The sequence below is a fragment of the Streptomyces sp. NPDC057638 genome (genome assembly GCF_042800315.1).
Taxonomy (GTDB): domain Bacteria; phylum Actinomycetota; class Actinomycetes; order Streptomycetales; family Streptomycetaceae; genus Streptomyces.
In genome coordinates, this window is sequence record NZ_JBHVHF010000003.1 from 11,354 (window position 1) to 36,195 (window position 24,842).

Annotated in this window: 5 protein-coding genes; all 5 read left to right on the forward strand. The window is 75.4% G+C overall.

Going from position 1 to position 24,842, the window contains the following annotated elements; translation table 11 throughout:
* The first annotated feature begins 178 nt into the window (after window positions 1-178).
* From ACFVIM_RS00910 to ACFVIM_RS00930, 5 genes are read left to right on the forward strand one after another with little or no spacing between them, the layout of a single operon-like run.
* Window positions 179-5,146, forward strand: coding sequence for an amino acid adenylation domain-containing protein (locus tag ACFVIM_RS00910; protein WP_384297042.1), 4,968 nt, complete (start codon window positions 179-181; stop codon window positions 5,144-5,146).
* On the forward strand, window positions 5,143-21,282 hold the full coding sequence (locus ACFVIM_RS00915) for an amino acid adenylation domain-containing protein (protein ID WP_384297043.1): 16,140 nt from the start codon (window positions 5,143-5,145) through the stop codon (window positions 21,280-21,282). Before ACFVIM_RS00910 ends, ACFVIM_RS00915 begins: the two co-directional genes overlap by 4 nt.
* A 38-nt stretch (window positions 21,283-21,320) precedes the next feature.
* Window positions 21,321-22,292, forward strand: coding sequence for an ornithine carbamoyltransferase (locus ACFVIM_RS00920; RefSeq protein ID WP_384297044.1), 972 nt, complete (start codon window positions 21,321-21,323; stop codon window positions 22,290-22,292).
* The gene (locus tag ACFVIM_RS00925; RefSeq protein ID WP_384297046.1) at window positions 22,289-23,767 is read left to right on the forward strand and encodes an MFS transporter; all 1,479 of its coding nucleotides are present in this window, start codon (window positions 22,289-22,291) and stop codon (window positions 23,765-23,767) included. Before ACFVIM_RS00920 ends, ACFVIM_RS00925 begins: the two co-directional genes overlap by 4 nt.
* Window positions 23,764-24,840 (forward strand): TauD/TfdA family dioxygenase, encoded by a 1,077-nt coding sequence (locus ACFVIM_RS00930; RefSeq protein ID WP_384297047.1) that lies wholly within the window; start codon window positions 23,764-23,766, stop codon window positions 24,838-24,840. Before ACFVIM_RS00925 ends, ACFVIM_RS00930 begins: the two co-directional genes overlap by 4 nt.
* Window positions 24,841-24,842 lie beyond the last annotated feature (2 nt).

Sequence of the window (24,842 nt, forward strand, 5' to 3'; positions counted from 1 at the left end):
CCAGGCCGCTAGGCCCAGGGGACCATCGGCGACTGACGACAACGCAGCGTGGGGGCACCTCCCGGGCCGTAGGCCCAGGTGGGGGCACCTCCCGGGCCCTGGGCCCAGGGGGAGAGTGCGTGCGAGGCGTCGCACCGCAGACGGGATTTTGACGACACGACCTAGGAGTGCCACCGCCATGTCCGCACTACGGACGGGATACTCGCCCGACGAGATCCCTCTCACCCACCACCTCGTCGCGGCGCGGGCCGGGCGGACCCCGGGAGCGGTCGCCGTCCTCGACGGCCCGCGGACCGTCGGCTACGCGGAGCTGGACCGCGCCGCCAACCGGCTCGCCCACCATCTGCGCGGGCTCGGCGCCGGGCCCGACGTCCCGGTCGCCGTCTGCCTGCCGCGCGGCGCCGACCTGGTGATCGCGCTGCTCGCGGTCTGGAAGGCGGGCGCCGCCTATGTGCCGCTCGACCCGGAGCAGCCGCCCGCCCGGCTCGCCTGGCTCATCGAGGACACGGGCGCCGCGGCGGTCATCACCTCGGGCGGGACGGCGGACACCGTGCGCGCCGCCGGGGCCCTGCCGGTCGTCCCGGCCGATCTCGGGGAGCGTCTTGCCGCCCTGCCCGCCCACGCCCCCGACCCGGCCGTCGCCCCCGCCTGCGCCGCCTACGTGCTGTACACCTCGGGCTCCACCGGGGAGCCCAAGGGCGTCACCGTCACCCACGCGGGCATCGGCAACCGGATCGGCTGGGCCGTCCGGAGCCTCAAGCTCACCGACGGCGACCGGGTCCTCGCCAAGACCGCGCCCACCTTCGACGCGCACTGCTGGGAGATCTTCGCCCCGCTCGTCAGCGGCGGCACCGTCGTCATCGCCCCACCCGGCGCCGAGCGCGACCCGGCCGCGCTGGTCCGGGCGCTCGGGGACGGCGGGGTGACCGTGGTCCAGGTCGTCCCGTCGGTGCTGCGGATGCTCGTGGAGGAGGACGGCTGGGAGCGCTGCGCCCGGCTGCGCGCCGTCACCTGCGCGGGGGAGCCCCTCCACGCCGAGCTGGCGCAGCGGCTGCGGCGGCTGTCCGGCGCCGAGCTGTGGAACACGTACGGACCCACCGAGTGCTCCATCGACGCCACCGCCCACCGCTTCGACCCGGCGCAGACCTCGGGGCCGGTCCCCATCGGCCGCCCCCTGGACGGCGTCCGGGTCCTGGTCGCCGACGCCGCCGGACACCCCGTCGGCGTCGGCACCCCCGGCGAACTGCACATCGGCGGTGTGGCCGTGGCCCGTGGCTACGCCGGGCGGCCGGGCCTGACCGCGGACCGCTTCGTCCCCGACCCGTACGCGAAGGACGGCTCGCGGCTGTACCGGACCGGCGACCGGGTCCGCTGGCGCGCCGACGGCGTGCTGGAGTTCCTGGGCCGCCTGGACGACCAGGTCAAGATCAACGGCGTACGGATCGAGCCGGGCGAGATCGAGGCCCAGCTGACCGCCCACCCCGCGGTCGCGGGCGCGGTCGTGACCGCGTACGCCCTGCCCGACGGGACGAAGCGGCTCGCCGGATACGTCCGGCCGCGCGACGGCGCCGACCTCCCCGACCTGCGCGGCTTCCTCCAGGAGCGGCTGCCCGCGACCCATGTCCCCGGTGTCGTCGTCGAGCTGGCCGACTTCCCGCTGACCAGCAGCGGCAAGGTGGACCGGCGGGCGCTGCCCGCCCCCGGCGAGCGGCACGGCGGCCCCGGCACCGCCGCCGAGGAACTGGTGGCCTCCGTCTGGCGGGACGTCCTCGGCCTCGACGCGGTCGGCCCCGGCGACGACTTCTTCCGCCTCGGCGGCACCTCCCTGCAACTGACCCGGCTCGCCGCCCGGCTGCGCGCCGCCTCCGGCCGGGATGTCCAGCTGCGCCGGCTGTTCACCGTCACCACCGTCGCCGGGCAGGCGCTGCTGCTGGAACCGGCGGCGGAGGCCGGGCCCCGGCCGGTGGGGCGCGGCGGGCCGCTGCCGCTCTCCCACGGCCAGCGCGGTCTGTGGTTCCTCGACCGGCTCGCCCCCGGCCGGACCGACTGGCTCTCCTGGGCGGTCTTCGACGTGCCCGCCGACGCCGGACGCGACCATGTCCAGCGGGCCCTCGACGCGCTGATCGCCCGCCACGAGAGCCTGCGGACGCGGTATGTGACCGTCGACGGCGAGCCCGCCCAGATCATCGACCCGACCACCCGGGTGGAGGTGCGTACCGCCACGGCCCCGCGCGCGGAGGTCGCCGGGCTGCTCGCCGCCGACCGGGCCGAGGGCTTCGACCTGGAGCGCGGACCGCTGCTGCGCGCCCTCCTCGTCCGCGCCGACGACGACGGCGGCCGGCTGCTCGGTCTGGCCCTGCACCACATCACCACCGACGGCTGGTCCAGCGGCGTCCTGGAGCGCGAGTTCGCCCTCCTGGTGGCCGCCGCCGTACGCGGTGAGGAGTGCCCGCTGCCCGCCCTGCCGATCGGCTACGCCGACTACGCCGTCTGGCAGCGGGAGCGGCTCACGGAGGCGGCCCTCGCGCCACGCCTGGCGCACTGGCGCGACCGGCTGGCGGGGGCGCCCGCGTCCGCGCTGCCCACCGACCGGCCGCGTCCGGCGGTCCGCGACGGGAAGGGCGCCGCCGTCCTCTTCGAGGTTCCCGCCGGGGTCGCCGAGGCGCTCACCGCGCTCGGCAAGCGGCACGGCGCCACCCCCTTCATGACCCTGCTGACCGCGTACGCGACCGTCCTCGCCCGGCACGGCGGCCAGTGGGACCTCTCCATCGGCACCCCGGTGGCCGGGCGCGGACTGCCCGAACTCGACGGGGTCGTCGGCTTCTTCCTGAACAGCCTGGTGCTGCGCTGCCGGCTGGCCGGACCGCTCACCTTCACCCGGGCCCTCGGCGTGGTCGCCCGGACTGCCAAGGAGGCGTTCGCCCAGCCCGAGCTGCCCTTCGAGCGGCTGGTGGACGAGCTGGTCCCGGACCGGGACCTCTCCCGCACCCCGCTCTACCAGGTCGCGTTCGACCTGCACGGCGAGGAGTTCAACGGCCCGGTGCCCGCCGCCTCGGATGAGGCCGGTGTCCGGGACCTGAAGGCGTCCTGGCATATCGCCCACACCGATCTGACGCTGATGATGCGGCCCGGCCCGGCCGGTTCCCTCTTCGGTGCCTTCGAGTACGCCACCTCGCTCTTCGACGCGGCCACCGTCGAGCGGCTGGCCGGGCACTTCACCCGGGTCCTCGCGGCCGTCGCCGCCGACCCCGGGATCCGGCTCGACGCCGTGGAGCTCATGGACGAGCGGGAGCGGGCCGACCTGGCGCGCCGGAGCGGCGCCCCCGCGCTCCCCGAGGGCCCGACCGTGCCCGAGCTGATCGCCGCCCAGACCGCCCGTACGCCCGGGGCGACCGCCGTGCGCGGCGACGACTTCACCCTCACATACGCCGAACTCGACGCCCGCGCCAACCGGATCGCGCACCGGCTGCGGGACCTGGGCGCGGTACCGGAGTCGGTCGTCGGCGTCCTGCTGGAGCGGGGCCCGGACCTGCACGCCGCGCTTCTGGGCGTCTGGCGGGCGGGCGCCGCCTATCTGCCGCTCGACCCGGCGTTCCCGGCCGGGCGGATCGCCGCGATGCTGGACGCGGCCGGGGCCGCCGTCGTCGTGACGCAACGCGCGCTCACCGCGCGCCTCGACGGCGGCGCCCGTACGGTGGTCGACCTCGACGCCGAACGGGAGCTGATCGCGGGCCTGCCGTCCCGCGCCCCCGCAGAGCCCGCAGCCCCCGCAGACGCGTCCCGGCTCGCCTACACGATCTTCACCTCGGGCTCCACGGGCACCCCCAAGGGTGTCGGCGTCCCCCACCGGGGCCTCGCCCACCACCTCGCCTGGGCCGCGCGGACCCTGGCCGGGGCGGGCGACGGCGGCAGCGCCGTGTTCTCCTCGGTCGCCTTCGACCTCGTCGTACCGAATCTGTGGGCGCCCCTGACCCGCGGGCAGAGCGTGCACCTGCTCCCGGCGGACCTGGATCTGGCCGAGCTCGGCAAGCGGCTCGCCGACGGCGGACCGTACAGCTTCCTGAAGCTGACCCCCGGGCATCTGGAGATCCTCGCCCACCAGCTCGACGACGAGGAGGCCGCCGGGCTCGCCCGGACCGTCGTCGTCGCGGGCGAGGCGCTCCAGGGCGCGCTCGCGGACCGCTGGGCCCGGCTCCTGGGCCCCGGCGGGCTCATCAACGAGTACGGGCCGACCGAGGCGTCCGTGGGCACCTGTGTCCATCCGCTGACCGCGCCCGTCCCGGACGGTGTCGTCCCCATCGGCTCCCCGCTGCCCGGGATGGTGATGCGGGTCCTCGATCCCGCCCTGCGCGAGGTGCCCCTGGGCGCGACCGGCGAACTCCACGTCGGCGGCACCGGGGTGGCACGCGGCTACCTGGGCCGCCCGGCCCTGACCGCCGACCGCTTCGTGCCCGACCCGTACGGACCGGCGGGCGCCCGGCTCTACCGCACCGGGGACCTGGTGCGGCGGCGGCCCGACGGCGCCGTGGACTTCCTCGGCCGGGGCGACGACCAGGTCAAACTCCGCGGCCACCGGGTCGAACTCGGCGAGATCCGGGCCGTCCTCGTCTCCCACCCCGGGCTGCGCGACGCCGTGGCCGTCACCCACCGGGCCCCCTCCGGCGAACTCACCCTGGCCGCCTACACGGTGGCCTCGGACGACGGGCGCCCGCCGACCGCCGAGGAGCTGCGGGCCCACTGCGCCCGGCAGCTGCCCGAGTACATGATCCCGCCCGTGCTCCTCGCCGTACCGGAGCTCCCGCTGAACGCCAACGGCAAGCTCGACCGGTCGGCCCTGCCCGATCCGGCGGCCGGTCCGCCGGACGCGGGCCAGGCCGCCGAGTGGGGCGTCGCGGAACAACGCGTCGCCGGGATCTGGCGGGACGTCCTCGGCCGCGAGGCCGGGCCGCAGGACCACTTCTTCCGCAGCGGCGGCAACTCCATCCTCGCCATCCGTCTGATCGCCGGACTCCAGGAGGCGTTCGACATCCCGCTGCCCGTCCGCGTGGTCTTCGAACACCCGACCGTGGCGGGCCAGGCACAGGCGGTCGAGCAAGCGATACGCGCCCAGATCGACGAGCTTTTCGACAAGGAGCGGCAGGCATGACCATCGACCACGGGGCACGGCGGACGACGATCGGCGCGGACGCGCGCGAAGAACTGCTGCGGCGCAGGCTCGCGGGCGACCGCGGACCGGCGCGGGGCCGCCGGGGCATCCCCGCGGCGGACCGGTCCGCACCACTGCGGCTCTCGCCCGGCCAGCAGCAGATGTGGTTCCTGAACCGGCTGGAGCCGGAGAGCACCGAGTACCTGGTGCCGCTGGTGCTGCGGCTGCGCGGCCGTCTGGACCGGGCGGCGCTGGAACGGGCGTACGACGAGGTACGCGCCCGCCATGAGATCCTGCGCACCCGCTACGCGCTGGACGGCGACGAGCCGGTGCAGATCGTCGAGGCGGCGCGTCCGGGCGGGCTGCCGCTCCAGGATCTGCGGGACCTCGGGGCGGATGGTGGCGGCCAGGACGGCCGAGACGGGCAGGACGGTCAGGGCAGTCAGGACGGGCAGGACGGCCAGGACGGCCAGGGCAGTCAGGACGGGCAGGGCAGTCAGGACAGACAGGACAGGCAGGGCGGTCATCGGCAGCGGAGCGGTCCGGAAGACCGGGGCGGGGCCGGAGGTCCGGCGGCGGTCGAGCGCCGGGCGCGCGCGGCCCTCGCCGCCGAGCTGGCGACACCCTTCGACCTGACCCGGGACCTGCCGGTGCGCGGCCGTCTGCTGCGGCTGGCCGACGACGACCACGTCCTGGCCGTCGTCTTCCACCACATCGCGTGCGACGCCTGGTCGACCCGGCTCTTCGCCACCGAGCTGTCCGCCCTCTACGCGGCGCACACCCAGGGGCGCACGGCCGATCTGCCCCCGCCCTCGCTCCAGTTCGCCGACTACGCCGCCTGGCAGCGGGCGGAGCTGACCGGGGCCCGGCTGGAACGCCAGCTCGACCACTGGCGGCGGCGGCTCGCCGGGATCGAACCGGTGGAGCTGCCCACCGACCGGCCGCGGCCCGCCGTCCGCGACCACCGGGGCGCCGAGGTGCCCTGCCCGCTGCCCGAGGGCACCGGCGACCGGGTGCGGGCCCTGGCCCTCGCCCAGGGGACGACGCCCTTCGCCGTGCTGCTGACGGCCTTCCAGGTGCTGGTGGCGCGCTACACCGGACGTACCGACGTGCCTGTGGGCACCGTGGTCTCCGGGCGGACCCGGCCGGAGCTCCAGGGGCTGATCGGCTATGGCATCAACTCCCTGGTGCTGCGCGCCCGGTGGACGGCCGGGGCGAGCTTCGCCGAGCTGCTGGACCGGGCCCGCGCCACCCTCCTCGACTCCTTCGACCACCAGGACGTGCCCTTCGCCCTCCTCGCGGACGAGCTCCAGCCACAGCGCGACCTGTCGCGCAACCCGCTGTACCAGGTGGGCTTCACCCTGCACGAGGAGCGACTGGCCGCGTTCGACCTGCCGGGGCTGCGGGCGGAGCCGTTCCTGGAGAGCGACGGGATCTCCAAGAACGAGCTGTCGCTCCGGGTGAGCGAGCGCGCCGACGGCGGGTTCGACGCCGACCTCCAGTACGCCACCGCGCTCTTCGACGCGACGACCGTGAACCGGATGGCCCGGCACTTCGCCCGGCTCCTCGATGACGCCCTGCGCCGCCCGGAACTCCCCGTCGGCGCGCTGGAACTCCTCGACCCGGCCGAGTACGCGCTGGTGACCGAGGCCGCGGCGGAGGGGAGTACCGGGGATCCGGTGACCTCTTGCGTCCACGAGCTGTTCGAGCGGCAGGCCGACCGGACCCCGGACGCCACCGCCGTCATCGCCGGGACCGAGACCCTGACCTACCGGGAGCTGGACGAGCGGGCCAACCGGATCGCCCACCATCTGCGCGCCCTCGGCACCGGCCCGGAACAGCTGGTCGGCCTCTGCCTGGAACGCGGCCCGCTGCTGCTGCCCGCGCTGCTCGGGATCCTGAAGTCCGGCGCGGCCTATCTGCCGCTCGACCCGGCCAACCCCGCCGACCGGCTGGCGTATGTGGTGTCCGACGCCGGGGCCCGGCTCGTCATCACCAGCGCCGCGCTCGCCGCCACGCTGGACGGGGTGCATGAGGGACCGCTCCTCGTCCTGGACGGCGAGGACATCCCGGGCGGAGCAGTCCCGGGCGGAGCAGTCCCGGGCAGCGAGGAAGTCCCGGGCGACGGGACCATCGGCGTCGGCGTCGCCGCCGCCGTCGCCGCCGCGCCCGCCCACCGGCCGGAGCCGTCCGCGACCCCGGACAACCTGATCTACACCATCTACACCTCGGGTTCGACCGGCCGCCCCAAGGGCGTCGCGCTCACCCACACCAACGTGGTCCGGCTGATGACGACGGCGCAGGAGCACTACGCCTTCGACGCGTCGGACGTGTGGAGCATGGCCCACTCCTACGCCTTCGACGTCTCCGTCTTCGAGATGTGGGGCGCGCTGCTGCACGGCGGCACCCTCGTCGTCGTCCCGCACGAGGTGGCCCGCTCCCCCGACGACTTCCTGGCGCTCCTCACCGGCACCGGCGTCACCGTGCTCAGCCAGACCCCGACGGCCTTCCGCGCGCTCACCGCGGCCGCCGCCGACGGCGACCCGCGCGTCGACCGACTGAGGCTGCGGTACGTGGTGTTCGCGGGCGAGCGGCTGGAGGTCGCCGAGGTACGGCCGTGGACCGACCGGATGGGCCTCGACGCGCCCGCCCTGATCAACATGTACGGGATCACCGAGACCACGGTCCACTCCACCTTCTACCGGGTCACCGCCGCCGACCTGGACCGCGCCGCCCCCAACCGGGTCGGGGCGCCCCTGGGCGATCTGCGGATCCGGCTGCTCGACCCGGCCGGGCGGCTCGTGCCGGTCGGTGTGCCGGGCGAGATCCACGTCACCGGCCCCGGCGTCGCCCGTGGCTACCTCGGGCGGCCCGCGCTGACCGCCGACCGGTTCGTCCCCGACCCGTACGGTCCGGCCGGGGCCCGCGCGTACCGCAGTGGCGATCTGGCCCGGCGGCGGCCCGACGGCGGTCTGGAGTTCCTCGGCCGCGCCGACCACCAGGTCAAGATCCGCGGCTACCGGATCGAGCTGGGCGAGATCGAGTCGGCCCTGGCCGCCCTCGACGGTGTGCGACAGGCCGTCGTCACCGTCCGCGAGGACACGGCCGGCGACCGCAGGCTGATCGGCTATGTCGTCCCCGAGGCCCCAGGCGGGAGCGAGGTCCCCGGCGGGATCGACATCCGCGCGCTGCGGACCGCGCTGGCCCGCTCGCTGCCCGCCTACATGGTCCCGGCCGCGATCGTGGTCCTCGCCTCCGTACCGCTGACCACCAACGGCAAGCTGGACCAGCGGGCGCTGCCCGCGCCCGGCGCCGACGCCGCCACCGGTCTGGACACCACCGCCCCCCGCACCCCCACCGAGGAGCGGATCGCGGAGGTCTGGTCGCGGGTCCTGGGCGGCGGCCCCGCCGGGGTGCACGCCGACTTCTTCGAGCGCGGCGGCGACTCCATGCGCGCCGTCGCCCTGGTCGGCACGTTGCGCGCGGCGGGCTTCGACATCGCCGTCCGCGATGTCTTCGACCACCGTACGGTCGCCCGGATCGCCGAACTCGTCACCGGCCGGACCGCCGCCCCGGCCGAGACCCGGACCGAGCCCTTCGCCCTGATCGGCGCGGCCGACCGGGCACTGCTGCCCGCCGACGCCACCGACGCCTACCCGCTCTCCCAGAACCAGCTCGGCATGCTGATCGAGATGCTGACCGGCGACGGCGGGCGCAACCTCTACCACAACGTCTCCGCGTTCCGTATCCGCGACGAACAGCCCTACGACCCGGCGGCGATGGCCGAGGCGGGCCGGATCGTCACCGCGCGCCACGAGGCGCTGCGCACCTCCATGGACCTCGACCGCTACGGCGTCCCGCTCCAGATCGTGCACACCCACGCCGAACTCCCCCTCGGCCACCAGGACCTGACCGGGTGGGGTGCCGAGGAGGTACGGGCGGAGCTGCTCGCCCACAGCGCGCGGGAACGGGCCCGGCTCTTCGACCTCACCACCCCGTCGCTGATGCGGTTCTTCGCCCATGTCACCGGGGACGGCGGCTGGTGGCTGTCCATCACCGAGTGCCATCCGCTGCTGGAGGGATGGAGTCACCACTCGCTGCTGATGGAACTGCTCACCGTCTACCGGGCGGTGCGCGACGGACACGCGGTGGAGCCCTTCACCGCGCCCGGCCTGCGGTTCGCCGACTTCATCGCCGGGGAGCTGGCCGCCCTGGAGAGCGCGGAGGACCGCGCCTACTGGGAGCGCGTCGTCACCTCCCACCCCCGGTTCACCCTGCCCGCGTCCTGGCGTCCGGCGGCGGACGGACCGGCCGGGACCGTGCTGCGGACCACCGACTGGCGGGACCTGGAGCCCGCCCTGAGGAGCCTGGCCCAGAAGGCGGGCGGCTCCCTCAAGAGCGTCCTGCTCGCCGCGCATCTGAGCGTGCTGGCGCGGGTCACCGAGGAGGAGTCCTTCCACTCCGGGCTGGTCTGCGACGCCCGCCCGGAGGCCGTCGGGGCGGACCGCGTCCTCGGCATGTACCTCAACACCCTGCCGTTCGTCATGGACCGCGCCGCGGGCACCTGGCGGGAGCTGGTCCGCCAGGTCTTCGACCGCGAGGCCGCCCTGTGGGCGCACCGCCGGTTCCCGCTGCCCGCGATCCAGAGCGCGTGGGGCGGCGGCGGGCGGCTGCTGGAGGTGTTCTTCAACTACCAGGACTTCCGGCAGGTCGACGCCGACCTGGTCGACCTGGCCCAGGGACTGGACGACAGTCCCACCGAGTTCCCGCTGACCGTCTCCGCACGGGCGGGCCGCGTCTTCCTCACCGCGTCCCGCCAGGCCCTCGACGAGGACGCCCTCGACCGGCTGGCCGCCCTGTACCGGGCGGTGCTCACCGCGATGGCCGCCGACCCCGAGGGGGACGCGCGGGCCGAGCTGCTGCCCGCGCCGGAGCGCGCCCTGCTGCTCGGGGAGCGGGCGCACACCCCGGGACCGGCCGCCGGTCCGGCTGTGCCCGAGCCGCCCGCGGCGCGGGCCACCGGCCCCACCGCCCCGCGCACCGCCACGGAGGAGAAGGTGGCCGCCGTGTGGGCCACCGTCCTCGGCACCGGGAGCGTCGGCGTCCTGGACGGCTTCTTCGACCTGGGCGGCGACTCGATCAAGGCCATCGGCCTGGTGGGCGCGCTGCGCGCGGCCGGGTACGACGTCACCGTCCGGCACGTCTTCGAGAGCCGGACGGTCGCCGCGCTCTGCGAACGGCTCACCGGCCGGTCCGCGCCGACCGCGCCCGCCCCCGCCGTCGCCCCGTTCGCCCAGCTGACCGAGGCGGACCGGGCGGCCCTGCCCCCGGGGCTCGCCGACGCCTATCCGCTCTCGCTCAACCAGCTCGGCATGGTCGTCGAGAGCATGACCGGCGACGGGCCGCGCCACTACCACAACGTCATCTCGTTCCTGCTGCGCGACGAGCGGCCGTTCGACCCCGCCGTGTTCCGGGAGGCGCTGCGCCGGGTCGTGGTCCGCCATGACGTGCTGCGCACCTCCGTCGACCTGACCACGTACACGGTGCCGCTCCAGCTGGTGGCCGCCGAGCCCGCCGTCCCCTGCGGGCTGACCGATCTCTCCGGGCTGGACGAGGACGGCCGCCGCCAGGCGCTGGCCGCGTTCACCGCCGCCGAGCGCGCCGCCCCCTTCGACCTGGCGTCGGACCGGCCACTGCTGCGCGTCCACGTCCATCTCCAGGGCGAGGACTCCTGGCGCTGCTCCTTCACCATGCACCACGCGATCCTGGAGGGCTGGAGCTACCACGCCCTGCTCGCCGAACTCGTGGACCGCTACCGGGCGCTGCGGGACGGCGAGGAGCCGTCCGCCACCACCGGGCCGCCCGCGCTGCGCTACGCCGACGCCATCGCCGCCGAGCGCGCCGCGCTCGACTCGGCGGAGGACCGCGCCCACTGGGCGTCCGTCGTCGCCGGACGCGGTGGCTTCGCGCTGCCGCGGGCCTGGGCCGGTGACACCTCGGCCCCCGCCGTTCCGGTGGCGGCCGGCTGCTCGTACAGCGATCTCGTCCCGGGGCTGCGCGTCCTGGCCGCCACCGCCGGGGTGTCGCTGAAGAGCGTGCTGCTCGCCGCCCATCTCACGGTCCTGGACCGGCTCACCGACGAGGAGACGTTCTTCACCGGGGTCGTCGGCCACACCCGCCCCGAAGCCCCCGGCGCGGACCAGCTGCTCGGCATGTACCTCAACACCCTGCCGTTCCCCTCGGAACCGGCCCCGGCCACCTGGGGCGAGCTGGTCCGGCGGGTCTTCGCCCAGGAGACCGGGGACTGGCCGCACCGGACCTACCCGATGCCCGCGATCCAGAGCGAGTGGGGCGGCGGGCGCCGTCTCCTCGACGTCTTCTACGCCCATCTCGACTTCGGGGCCACCGGTCATGACAGCGCGGTGGACGAGGGCAACGGCATCAACAGCGGCTCCACCGAGTTCTCGCTCTGGGTCACCACCCTCGCCGGAGTGGTCAGCCTGCGCTCCGACACCCACTCCCTGACACAGGGCCGCGCCGAGGTGATGGCGGCCATGTACCGCTCGGTCCTGGAGTCGATGGCCGCGACCGGCGCCGACGGACCGGCCCGCGCGGACCACCATCTGCCGCCGGGGGAACGGGACCGCGAGATACGGGTGTTCAGCGGCGCGGCCACGGCCGCCCCGGCTCCCGTCACCACCGTCCACGGCACGTTCGAGGAGCGCGCCGCCGCGACCCCGGACGCCCTCGCCCTGACCGAGGACCACCCCGCCGGGCCCACCCCGCGCACCACCACCCCGGCCGCGGGCGATCCGAGCGGCCCCGCCGGGCCCACCCCGGGCACCACCACCCCGGCCGTGAACGATCCGGGCGGACCGACCGGCCCCGACCGGCTCGATGCCCCCGGCAGGCCCACCGGGCAGGCCGGTCCCGCGAAAGCGGGGCGCGCGGAGGCCGGGTCCACCCGCTCCGCCCTCACCTACGCCCAGCTGGACGCCCGCGCCACCGCCGTCGCCGACGCCCTGACCGGTGCCGGGGTCGTGCCGGGCGCCGTCGTCGGCGTCTGCCTGGAGCGTTCCGCCGCCCTGGTCGCCGTCCTCCTCGGCGTCCTCAAGGCGGGCGCGGCCTATCTGCCGCTGGACCCCGAGTACCCGGCGCGGCGACTGGCCTTCATGGCCGCCGACGCGGGCGCCACCGCCCTGGTCACCACCTCCGGGCTGGCGGACCGGGTGCCCGGCTGGACGGGTCCGGTGCTGTGCGCGGACACCCTCCCGGTGCCCGCCGCCGGACGGCCCGGCGTCCCGGCGGGACCCGAGCACCCGGCGTACGTGATGTACACCTCGGGCTCCACCGGCACCCCCAAGGCCGTCGCCGTCCCGCACCGGGCCGTGGTCCGGCTGGTACGGGACGCCCCCCACCTGGCGCTCGACGCCCGCACCCGGTTCGCCCACGCCAGCTCCATCTCCTTCGACGCCGCCACCCTCGAACTGTGGGGGCCGCTCCTGAACGGCGGCCGGGTCGTGGTCCTCGACCGCGAGACCGCCCTGGAGCCCCGGGCCCTGTCCACCGCGCTGCGCGCCCACGGCGTCACCCATCTGTGGCAGACCGCCTCGCTCTTCGACCACACCGTGACGCGGGTCCCGGACGCCGTCGCCACGGTCGGCACCGTCCTCGTCGGCGGCGAGGCCCTGGACCCGGTCACGGTCCGCGCGGTCCTCGCGGGCGGCGCGCCCGGCCGCCTCCTCAACGGCTACGGGCCGACCGAGAACACCACCTTCTCCACCACCCACCACATCGCCGCCCTCGCCCCCGGCGCGGCCTCCGTGCCGATCGGCACCCCGGTCCCGCGCGACCGCGCGTATGTCGTCGACGCCGCGCTGCGGCCCGTCGCCACGGGCGTGCCGGGCGAGCTCCTCGTCGGCGGCGCGGGCCTCGCCCACGGCTATCCGGGCCACCCGGCGCTGACCGCCGACCGGTTCGTCCCCGACCCGTTCGGCCCGCCCGGCTCCCGGCTCTACCGGACCGGGGACGTGGTGCGGCGGCTCGCCGACGGGACCCTGGACCATCTGGGCCGCGCCGACCAGCAGATCAAGCTGCGCGGCTACCGCGTCGAACTCGGCGAGATCGAGAAGCGGCTGGCCACCCACCCGGGCGTCGCCCAGGCCAGGGCGGTGGTCCGCGAGGACACTCCCGGCGCACGCGAGATCGTCGCGTACGCGGTGCCCAGCGGCGCGTCTCTGCCACCCGCCGCCGAACTCCGCGACCACCTCGCGCGGGAGCTGCCCGAGTACATGCTGCCCGCGGCCTGTGTGGCGCTGGAACGGATCCCGCTCAGCGGCAACGGCAAGCTCGACCGGGACGCGCTTCCGGCGCCCGCCGCCCGCGACCGGGCGATCGGCGCCATGGGGGGCACCGCCCCCCGGACCCCGGTCGAGGCACGGCTGGCGGAGATCTGGGCCGAGGTGCTCGCCCTGGAGCCCCAGCGCCTCGGTGTCGAGGACGGCTTCTTCGACCTGGGCGGCGACTCCATCCGCGCGGTCGCCCTGATCGGCGCGGTCCGCGCGGCCGGATTCGATGTCTCCGTACGGGATCTGTTCGCCCGGCGCACGATCGCCGGGATCGCCGAGCTGATCAGCGGCCGGACCGCCCCGGCCGCGCCCGAGGGGCGGGTGGCGCCGTTCGCCCTGCTGTCGGAGGCGGACCGGGCGGCGCTGCCCGCCGCACTCGACGACGCGTATCCGATGACCCAGGTGCAGACCGGCATGGTCGTGGAGATGCTCGCCGGGCCGGCCCCGGGCCAGGGCGGCGGCCCGGCCTACCACCACGCCGCGCTCTACCGGGTCCGCGACACCGCGGAGTTCGACCCGGCCGCCCTGCGGCGCGCGACGGCCGTGGTCGCGGCCCGCCACGACGTGCTGCGCACCTCCTTCGACCTGACCTCCTGCTCCGTACCGGTGCAGCTCGTCCACACCACGGCGGAGGTGGAGGTGACCGTGCGCGAGCCGGTCGCGGGCGCGGCGCGGCGGGAGGCGCTGGAGTCCTTCCTCGCCGAGGAGCGCGCCACACCCTTCGACCTGGAGGACGGCGGTCCGCTGTGGCGGGTCAGCGCCCACCCCGAGCGGACGGGGGAGGACGGCTGGTGGCTGGGGCTCACCCAGTCCCACGCCGTGACCGAGGGCTGGAGCCAGCACGCGATGCTGATGGAACTCATCGACGCCTACAGGGCGCTGCGGGACGGCCGCGAGCCGGGCGCGCCGCCCCCCGCCTCGGTCCGGTTCGCCGACACCGTGGCGGCGGAGCTGGCGGCGCTCGCCTCGGAGCGGGACCGCGCGTTCTGGCGGGACACCGTCTCCCGCCACTCCCGGTTCACGCTGCCGGTGGTCTGGCAGGCGTCCGCGTCCCCAGCGTCCGCAGCGTCCGCAGCGGATGAGGCCTACGACCTGTCGGTGCCGCTGCGCGACCTGGAACCGTCGCTGCGCGCCCTGGCCTCGGCCGCCGGTGCCTCCTTCAAGAGCGTGCTGCTCGCCGCGCATCTGACGGTCCTGGCCCGGCTCACCGACGCGGAGACCTTCCACACCGGTCTGGTCTGCGACACCCGCCCCGAGGCCATCGGCGCCGACCGGGTGTACGGAATGTATGTCAACACCCTCCCCTTCCCGTACGAGGGGACCGCCCGCACCTGGCGGGAGCTGGTCGGCGCGGTCTTCGCCCGGGAGGGCGCCCTGTGGGAGCACCGGCGCTTCCCGCTCCCGGAGATCCAGCGGGAGGCGGGCGGCGACCGCCTCATCGACGTGATCTTCAACTACCAGGACTTCCACGTCGTGGACGAGGGCACGGTCGACGTCACCACCACGGTGGGCGCGGGCGCCACCGAGTTCGATCTGGAGGTGAACACCTCCGGCGAGGGGCTGAAGCTCAAGACCCGCACCGGGGTCGTTCCCCGCGAGCGCGGCGCCGCGCTCGCCCAGCTGTACCGGGCCGTCCTGGAGCGGATGGCCGCCGATCCCGACGGCGACCCGGCGGCCGTCCCGCTCGCCCCGGCCGACCGCGAGCGGCTCGCGGCGTGGAACCGCACGGACCACGAGCCCGCGTCCCTGGCGCCTGAGCGTGAGTTCGCCCGGTACGCCGCCCGGTCTCCCGGCCGGACCGCGCTGACGGCCGGGCGTCCGGGCGGGGTGCGGCTGACGTACGGCGAGCTGAACGCGCGGGCCAACCGGCTGGCGCACCGGCTGCGCGCCCTGGGTGTGGGCCCGGACACCCTGGTCGGCCTGCGGGCCGAGCGGTCGGCCCGTACGGTCGTCGCGGTCCTCGCCGTCCTCAAGGCGGGTGGCGCCTATCTGCCGCTCGACCCGGCGTACCCGGCGGAGCGGCTCGGCTTCCTGGTCGCGGACGCCGGGGTGCGGCTGCTGCTGACCGAGGGCGGTCCGGACAGACCCGCGGCGGAGGGCCACCCGGCGGTCCTCTCGCTCGACGGCGTCCTGGATCCGGACCCGGCTCCCGGCACCGGCCCGGACCCGGTCGCCGGCCCCTGGAGCGGCCTGCCCGACACCGACCCCGAGCCGCTGGCGCACCCGGACGATCTCGCGTACGTCATCTACACCTCCGGTTCCACCGGCCGCCCCAAGGGCGTCCAGGTGCACCGGGGCGGCATGGGCAACCATCTGATGGCCAAGATCGAGGATCTCGGTCTGACGCCGCACGACACCGTGGTCCACAACGCCCCGCTCGCCTTCGACATCTCGGTATGGCAGATGCTCGCCCCGCTCGCCTCGGGCGGCCGGGTCCATATCGAGGACCGGGACACGGCGGCCGACCCGCTGGAGCTGTTCCCGCGCGCCGCCGAGGAGCGGGCCAGTGTCCTGGAGGTGGTGCCGTCCCTGCTGCGGGCCGCGCTCGACGCCTGGGACAGCGGCGCCCTCGTGCTCGATCTGCCGTTCCTGCGCTGGATGGTGGTCACCGGGGAGGCGCTGCCGCCGGACCTCTGCCGCCGCTGGTTCGCCCGCTTCCCGGGCGTCCCGCTCGTCAACGCCTATGGACCCACCGAGTGCTCCGACGATGTCACCCACGCCAGGATCGGCTCCGGTGACCCGGTCGGGAGCCTGCGGGTCACCATCGGCCACCCGGTGCGCAACACCCGGCTCCATGTGCTCGACCGCAGACTGGCACCGGTGCCGGTCGGCGCGCCGGGTGAGCTGTACGTGGCCGGGACCGGCGTCACCCGTGGCTATGGCGGCCGGCCCGCGCTGACCGCCGAACGGTTCCTGCCGGACCCGTTCGGTCCGGCCGGGACCCGGCTCTACCGCACGGGCGACGTGGCGGCCTGGAACGCCGACGGCACGCTGGAGTTCCTGGGCCGGGTCGACCACCAGGTCAAGATCCGGGGCGTGCGGATCGAACTCGGCGAGATCGAGGCCCTCCTGGTCGAACGCCCCGATGTGGCCGCGGCCGTCGCCATGGTCCGCGAGGACGTCCCGGGCGTCCCGCGCCTGGTGGCGTATCTGGTGCCCGCCCCGGGTGCCGAGCCGCGCCCGGCCGTGCTCCGCGCCGAACTCGGTACGTTCCTGCCCACCGCGATGGTGCCCTCCGCCCTGGTGATCCTGGACGCCCTGCCGCTGACCCCGAACGGCAAGGCCGACCGCAAGGCGCTGCCCGCCCCGGCGGCCGACGCCGACGGCCCGGACGGCCGGATCGCTCCCCGTACCCCGGCGGAGACCACCGTCGCCGAGGCGTGGGCCCAGGTCCTGGGGGTCGACGGACCGGGCGTCGAGGACGACTTCTTCGACTCGGGCGGTGACTCCATCCGGGCCGTCTCCCTGGTGGGGGCGCTGCGCGGGGCGGGCCACCGGGCCTCGGTGCGGGATGTGTTCACCCACCGTACGATCGCGGCGCTCGCCGCCCACACGGTGCGCGGCACCCCGGCGACCGCGTCGGCCCCGGCCCCGGTCGCGCCGTTCGCCCTGCTCGGCGCCGCCGACCGCGCGGCGCTGCCCGCCGACGCCGTGGACGCCTACCCGCTGTCACAGGCACAGCTCGCGATGGTGGCCGAGCAGCTCGCCGACACCGGCCAGGGCGTCTACCACGTCGTGATCAGCCTGCGCTTCCACGATGACGGCCCCTTCAGCGCCCCGGCCCTCCAGGAGGCCGTACGGACCGTCACCGCCCGGCACGACGTCCTGCGTACCTCGGTGTGGATCACCGGGTACGAGGTGCCGCTCCAAGTGGTGCACGCCGACGCCGAGGTGCCGGTCGCCGTCCACGATCTGCGCGACACGGACCCCACCGGGCTGGAGCGCGCCTTCCGGGCGTTCATCGCGGCCGAGCGCGCCGACCTGTTCCCGCTGAGTACGGCGCCACTGCTGCGGGTCACCGCGCACCGGGAGAGCGACACCACCTGGTGGCTGACCCTGACCCAGTCCCATGTGATCCTGGACGGCTGGAGTCTGCACTCCCTCCAGCGTGAACTCCTCGACGCCTACCGGGAGATCCGCGACGACGGCGCCCCCGCCCCCCACCCGGCGCCACCGGCCCGGTTCGCGGATGTGATCGCGGGCGAGCTGGAGGCCCTGGAGTCGGCGGGCGACCGCGCCTTCTGGCAGGAGGTCGCCACCGGGCACGCGCCGCTGGTGCCGCCCGCCGAGTGGGCGGGCGACCCGTCGCGGCCCGTCGACGCGGACGGCGTCCGCATCCCGCTCGACGGCCTCGCCGACCGGCTGCGCGCCCGCGCCGTCGAGGCCGGGGTTCCGTTCAAGACGGTGATGCTCGCCGCCCATCTGAAGGTGATGAGCCAGCTCACCAACGCGGACGCGTTCCACACCGGGGTCGTCTTCCACACCCGGCCCGAGGTGCCCGGCGCGGAACGGCTGGTCGGCATGGTGCTGAACACCCTGCCGTTCCCGCACGACCGCACGGCCCGCACCTGGGGCGCGCTGCTGCGCCAGGTGTTCGCGCGGGAGGCGGAGATCTGGAACCACCGCCGCTATCCGCTGCCCGCGATACAGCGGGAGTGGGGCGGCGGCCGCCGCCTGCTCGACATCCACTTCAACTATGTGGACTTCCACCAGGTGCACACCGAGCGGGCGGACAGCGCGGCGGGCGTCAGTGAGGTGCCGACCGAGTTCGGGCTCTCCGTGCAGGCGCACGGCGACTCCCGGATCGTCCTGCACTCCGACACCCGGCTGCTGGGCCAGGCCGACGCGGAGCGGCTGGCGGGCATGTACCGCTCGGTCCTGGAGTCCATCGCCGCCGGGCTCGACGGCGACGCCCGTGCCGTCCACCTCCCGGCGGGCGAACGCGAACGGCTCCTGGGCGCCGCGTCGAGCGGCCCGGCGGCCGAACCGGTCACCCACCTCGTCCACCAGCTCTTCGAGGCCCAGACGGCGGCGACGCCCGGCGCCACCGCCGTCCGCGCCCAGGACGGCACGCTCACCTACCGGGAGCTGAACGAGCGCGCCAACCGGCTCGCCCATCTGCTGCGGGCCAAGGGCGCGGGCCCCGAACAGCTGGTCGGCGTCTGCCTGGAGCGCGGGATCGACCTGATCCCGGCGCTGCTGGGGATCCTCAAGTCCGGCGCGGCCTATCTGCCGCTCGACCCGGCCAACCCCGTGGAGCGGCTCGGCCACATCACGGCCGACGCCGGGGCCCGGCTGCTGATCACCAGCCCGGGACTGGCCCCGCTGCTGGAGCCGGTGTACGAGGGCGAGCGGATCCTCATGGCGGACGTACCCGGTATGGCGGGCCTGCCCGCGCACGACCCGGAGCCGCGCGCCGTACCGGAGAACCTGATCTACACCATCTACACCTCCGGTTCGACCGGCCGCCCCAAGGGCGTGGCGCTCACCCACGCCAATGTGGTCCGGCTGATGACGACGGCGCAGGAGCACTACGCCTTCGACGCGTCGGACGTGTGGAGCATGTCCCACTCCTACGCCTTCGACGTCTCCGTCTTCGAGATGTGGGGCGCGCTGCTGCACGGCGGCACCCTCGTCGTCGTCCCCCGGGAGACCACCCGCTCCCCGGAGGACTTCCTGGAGCTGCTGGCCGAGGAGGGGATCACCGTCCTCAGCCAGACCCCGACCGCCTTCCGGTCCCTGGTGTCGGCCGCCGCCGACGGCGACCCGAGGATCGAGCGGCTCGCCCTGCGGGCCGTGGTGTTCGCCGGGGAGAAGCTGGAGATCGGCGAGGTGAAGCCCTGGGCCGACCGGTGCGGTCTCGGCCGGACGGCGCTGGTGAACATGTACGGGATCACCGAGACCACCGTGCACTCCACCTACCACCGGCTGACCCGGCGGGACTTCGCGGACGGCGCCGGGAACGCGATCGGCCGCCCGCTGAGCGATCTGACGGTCCATCTGCTCGACGCGTGGGGCGATCTGGTCCCGCTCGGGATCGCCGGGGAGATCCATGTGGGCGGCCCCGGGGTGGCCCGCGGCTATCTGGGCCGGCCCGGACTGACCGCCGACCGGTTCGTCCCCGACCCGTTCGGTCCGCCCGGTGCCCGGCTCTACCGCAGCGGCGACCTGGCCCGCCGCCGGCCCGACGGCAGCCTGGAGTTCCTCGGCCGCGCCGACCACCAGGTCAAGATCCGCGGCTACCGGGTGGAGCCGGGCGAGAGTGCCGCCGTGCTGCTGGAGCACCCGGCGGTGCGTCAGGCCGTGGTCACCGCCCGCGAGGACCGGCCCGGCGACGTCCGGCTGGCGGCGTACTGGGTCCCGCGCGAGCCGACGGCCGGTACGGCGGCGGCGGAGCTGGCCGCGCACTGCGCGGCCCGGCTGCCGGAGTACATGGTCCCCGCCAGCTTCACCCCGCTGGAGGCGATCCCGCTGACCCCGAACGGCAAGCTCGACCAGCGCGCCCTCCCCGTCCCCGACGCGGCGGCCACGGCCCGCGCGGTCGCCTACGCCGCCCCGCGCCCGGGGGCCGAGGAGGCCCTGGCGGCCGTCTTCGCCCAGACCCTGGGCGTGGACCGGGTCGGCCGCGACGACGGCTTCTTCGTCCTGGGCGGCCACTCCCTGCTGATCCCCCGGCTGATCGTCGCGGCCCGTGAGCGCGGTCTGCCGGTCTCGGCCCTGTCGCTCTACCGCCACCCGACGGTCGCGGCGCTGGCGCGGGCGCTCTCCACCGGCCCCTCGACGGCCGCCGCCCCGGCGACGGCCACCGGGACCCCCGCCTCCGTACGACGGGAGACGGTGGAGCGGCTGATGGCGCGGCACGGCGTCCCCGGGGTGTCGCTGGCCGTCATCGAGGACGGCCGCGTGGCCCGCGTCGAGGCGTACGGAGTGCTGCGGTCCGGGCGGAGCGAGCCGGTCACGGCCGACACGCCCTTCCGGGTCGGGTCGCTGTCGAAGCTCGTCACCGCGCTCGGGGCGCTCCGGCTCGTCGAGGACGGGCTCCTGGCCCTCGACGAGGACGTCAACGACCGCCTCACCAGCTGGCGGATCCCCGGCGACGGCGGCGAACCACCGGTCACACTGCGCCAGTTGCTCGGCCACCACGCCGGACTGACCGGCTACGTCCAGGCGCCGGAGCGCTCCCTCGGGGAGCTGCTGCGCGCGCGGGTGCGCCGGGAGTACGTCCCCGGGGAGGTGTTCCGCAGCGCCGACGCCCACTACGCCGTCGTCCAGCAGCTGGTGGAGGACGTGACGGGCGAACCCTTCGGCGCGGTCTCGCGGCGGCTGGTCCTGGACCCGCTCGCCATGCACACCACCGGTTACGGGCGCCTGCCCGCCACCGCGGCGGCCGGTCACCACGGCGACGGCCGCCCGGCCGGGCGGGCCGGGGAGGACCGGGCCGACATCGCGGCCGCCGGGATGTGGAGCACCGCGGGTGACCTGGCCCGTGCGCTCCTCGCCCTGCGCGCCGCCCACCACGGGCTCCCCGGGGCGCTGCTCAGCCCCCCGTCGGCGGTGGCGATGCTCACCGCCGCCGCCTGGGGGCCGGGCTCGCTCTACGGACTCGGCTCGCTCGTCGACGCCACCGGCTCCGACACGGAGTACGGGCACGGCGGCACGGTGACCGGCTACCACGCCGTCGCCACGGCCCGCCTCGCCGCGGGCGGCGGTCTGGTCGTCCTCACCAACGCGGACACCGGACCGCAGGTCGTCAGGCCCCTGGCGGCCGGACCCGGCCGTCAGGTCTGAACCCCTCACTCCCTCACCACCCCTTGCCGGAGGACCCCGTGTCAGCACGACACCTCATCTCCCTCGACGACCTCACCGACACCGAGCTGTACGCCCTGGTCGAGCGCGGCGCCGCGCTCGCCACCGGAGCCGCCCGCCCCGCACCCGGCGGGCCGCTGGCCGGGCTGGTCACGGGCGTGTACTTCCGTGAGACGTCCACCCGGACCCGTACCGCCTTCTCCGCCGGGGCGCTGCGGCTCGGCGGGCAGATCATCGGCTACGGCGCGGGCGATCTCCAGACCAACACGGGCGAGACCTCCGAGGACACCGGGCGGGTCTTCTCCCGGATGCTCGACATCCTCGTGGCCCGGACGGCGGGCGAGACCGCCGAGCTGCGCGGCTGGGCGGCCCAGCGGCGGATGTCGGTCATCAACGCGATGAGCGCGCGGGAGCACCCCACCCAGGGGCTCACCGACCTCACCACCCTCCTCGCCCGGTTCGGCCGGATCGAGGGCCTGCGGGTGCTGTACACGGGCGAGGGCAACAACACGGCGGCCGCGCTCGCGCTCGGTCTGACCCGCTACCGGGGCACCACCCTGGAGCTGCGCACCCCGCCCGGCTACGGGCTCGACCCGGAGGTCCGCCGCCGCGCCCAGGCGCACGCGCGGGCCGCCGGGTCGGTCCTCACCGAGCACCACCACATGGCGGATCCGCCCGGCGGCTTCGACGTCGTCTACACCACCCGCTGGCAGACCACGGGGACCCGCAAGGCGCACGCCGACTGGCGGGAGCGGTTCGAGCCGTTCCGGGTGACGGACGCGCTGTGGGAGGGGAACCCGGGGGCGGTCTTCCTGCACGACCTGCCCGCCCACCGGGGCGAGGAGGTCACCGCCGAGGTTCTCGACGGGCCGCACAGCCTGGCCTTCCCGCAGGCGGAGAACAAGATGCACAGCGCCATGGCCGTGCTGGAGTGGTGTGCCGCCTCGCTCCGGCTGCCCGTCCGCGACGACGGTGGGCTCCGGGCGGCATGACACTCCTCGACGAGCGGACCGTGCCCGACGGCCAGCGGCCCCCCGCGCGGCCCCTGCGCCGCAACCGTGACTTCCTCCTGCTGTGGACCGGCGCCGGGTTCTCCCTCCTGGGGGTGCAGGCGGCGCAGGCCGCGTACCCGCTGCTGATGATCTGGCAGGGCTCGGTGACCGGCGCCGGTCTGGTCGGCTTCGCCGCGCTGCTGCCGCAGCTGCTGGTACAGCTGCCCGCCGGGGCGCTGGTCGACCGCTGGGACCGGCGCAGACTGATGATCGTCTGCGATCTCGTCGGCGTCCTGGCCATGGGCAGTGTCGCCGCGGCGCTGATCGCCGACCGGCTGTGGCTGCCGCATGTGATGGCGGCCGCCTTCCTGGAGGGCACGGCGTTCGTCTTCTACCGGCTGGCCGAACGGGCCGCCGTGCGCAACGTCGTACACCCCGCGCACCTGGCCGCCGCCGTCTCCCAGAACGAGTCCCGCGCCCATGTGGCGTCCCTGCTCGGGCAGCCCGCCGGGACCGCGCTGTTCGCCATGACCCGCTGGCTGCCGTTCGGCCTCACGGCGGTGGCGCATCTGCTGGCGCTGGTGAGTGTGCTGCTGATCCGCGGTGACCTCCAGGAGAAGCGCACCGCGCCACCGCGCCGACTGCGGGCCGAGGTCGCCGAGGGCGTGACCTGGGTGTGGCGGCAGCGGTTCCTGCGGGCGGCGGTCGCGCTCGTGGCGGGCAGCAACATCCTCTTCCAGGTCCTCAACCTCTCCCTGGTGCTGATCTTCAAGGAGGCCGGGCACTCCCCGGCGATGCTCGGGGTGCTCGGGGTGATGGAGGGCGTGGGCGGCGCGCTGGGCGCGCTCAGCGCCTCCTGGTGGCTCAAGCGGCTCGCGCCGTCGACGGTGGTGATCGGCGCGTTCGCCCTGTGGGCGGCCCTGATGGCACCGGTCGCGCTGATCACCGACCCGGTGGGGCTGGGCGCGCTCTGCGGCGGGATGGTCTTCGCCGGGGCGCTGATGAACGTCGCGGCCGGGGTGCATCAGATGCGGATCACCCCGGACGCGATGCAGGGCCGGGTCAGCAGTGTGTTCGTGCTGATGGCCTCCGGGATGAACTCCGCGGGTGTCCTGGTCGGCGGGCTGCTGCTGGCGGCCTTCTCCACGGCGGACACGGTCCTCGGTCTCTCCGCGGCGATGGCCCTGATGGCGCTCGCCGCGGCCCTGAGCCCGGCGATCCGCTCGGCCGGACGTGAGCCCGGGACACCGGCCGGGAAGCGACGTGAGCCCGGGACACCGGCCGCGAAGCCCGGAAGCCCCGCCGGGGAGCCCGGCACCGCCCCACGTCCCGGCACCACCGCACGTCCCGACACCACCGCACGTCCCGACACCGCCCACGACGTGAACGACGTGAACGACGACGACATGAACGACCACGACGACGCGAACGACAACGACGACGACGCGAAGGACGGCGAGGTACCCACGCCATGACGGTTTCCCAGTCCGAGCGGACCCGGCGGCTGCCCGCCCTCCTGGAGCACGACGGCACCCACCCGGGCATCACCGCGTATCTCCACGCCGAACGCCCCGCCGTGCGCGCGGCCCTGCGCGAGCACGGCGCGGTCCTGCTGCGCGGCTTCCCGCTGGGCGGCGTCGACGGTTTCGACGCGGCCGTACGGGCCCTGTCGGGGGCGCCCCTCACCTACTCCGAGCGGTCCTCCCCCCGCTCCACCATCAAGGGCAACGTCTACACCTCGACGGACTACCCGCCGGAGGAGGAGATCTTCCTGCACAACGAGAACTCCTACCAGTCGGTCTGGCCCCGGCTGCTGTACTTCTGCTGCCTCGGCGAACCGGACACACGGGGCGCCACCCCGCTCGCCGACACCCGCCGGATCCTCGCTCTCGTCCACCCGGACGTACGCGAGGAGTTCACCCGTCGCCGCTGGATGGCGGCCCGCACCTTCCACCCGGGTTTCGGCATCCCCTGGGAGACGGTCTTCAACACCGCCGACCGGGCCGAGGTGGAGCGGCTGGCGCGGGGCAAGGACCTGCGCCTGGAGTGGCTGCCGGGCGGCGGGATGCGGACGCGGGCGGTCCGGGACGCGGTGCACCGGCATCCGGAGACCGGCGAGGAGGTGTGGTTCAACCACATCGCCTTCTTCCACCACACGACCCTCTCGGCCGATGTGCGCGAGGGGCTGCTGGAGCTGTTCGACGAGGAGGAGCTGCCCAGCACCACCCGCTACGGCGACGGCGGCCGGATCCCGGACGACGTACTGGACCATCTGCGGTCCTGCTACCGGCAGGCGAGCGTCCGGTTCGACTGGCGGCGGGACGACGTCCTGATCGTGGACAACATGCTGGCGTCCCACGGCCGGGAGCCCTTCACCGGGCCGCGCAGGATCGCGGTCGCGATGGCCGAACCGTACGACCCCGCCGCCGGCACCGGCACCGGCTCCCCCGCCCTCGCCGGGACGCCCGGCCCGGCCCACTCCGGCACCCCACGCCCCGCCACCGGGAACCCCGCCACCACCCCCGCCGCCGACCCTACGGACGGATGAGG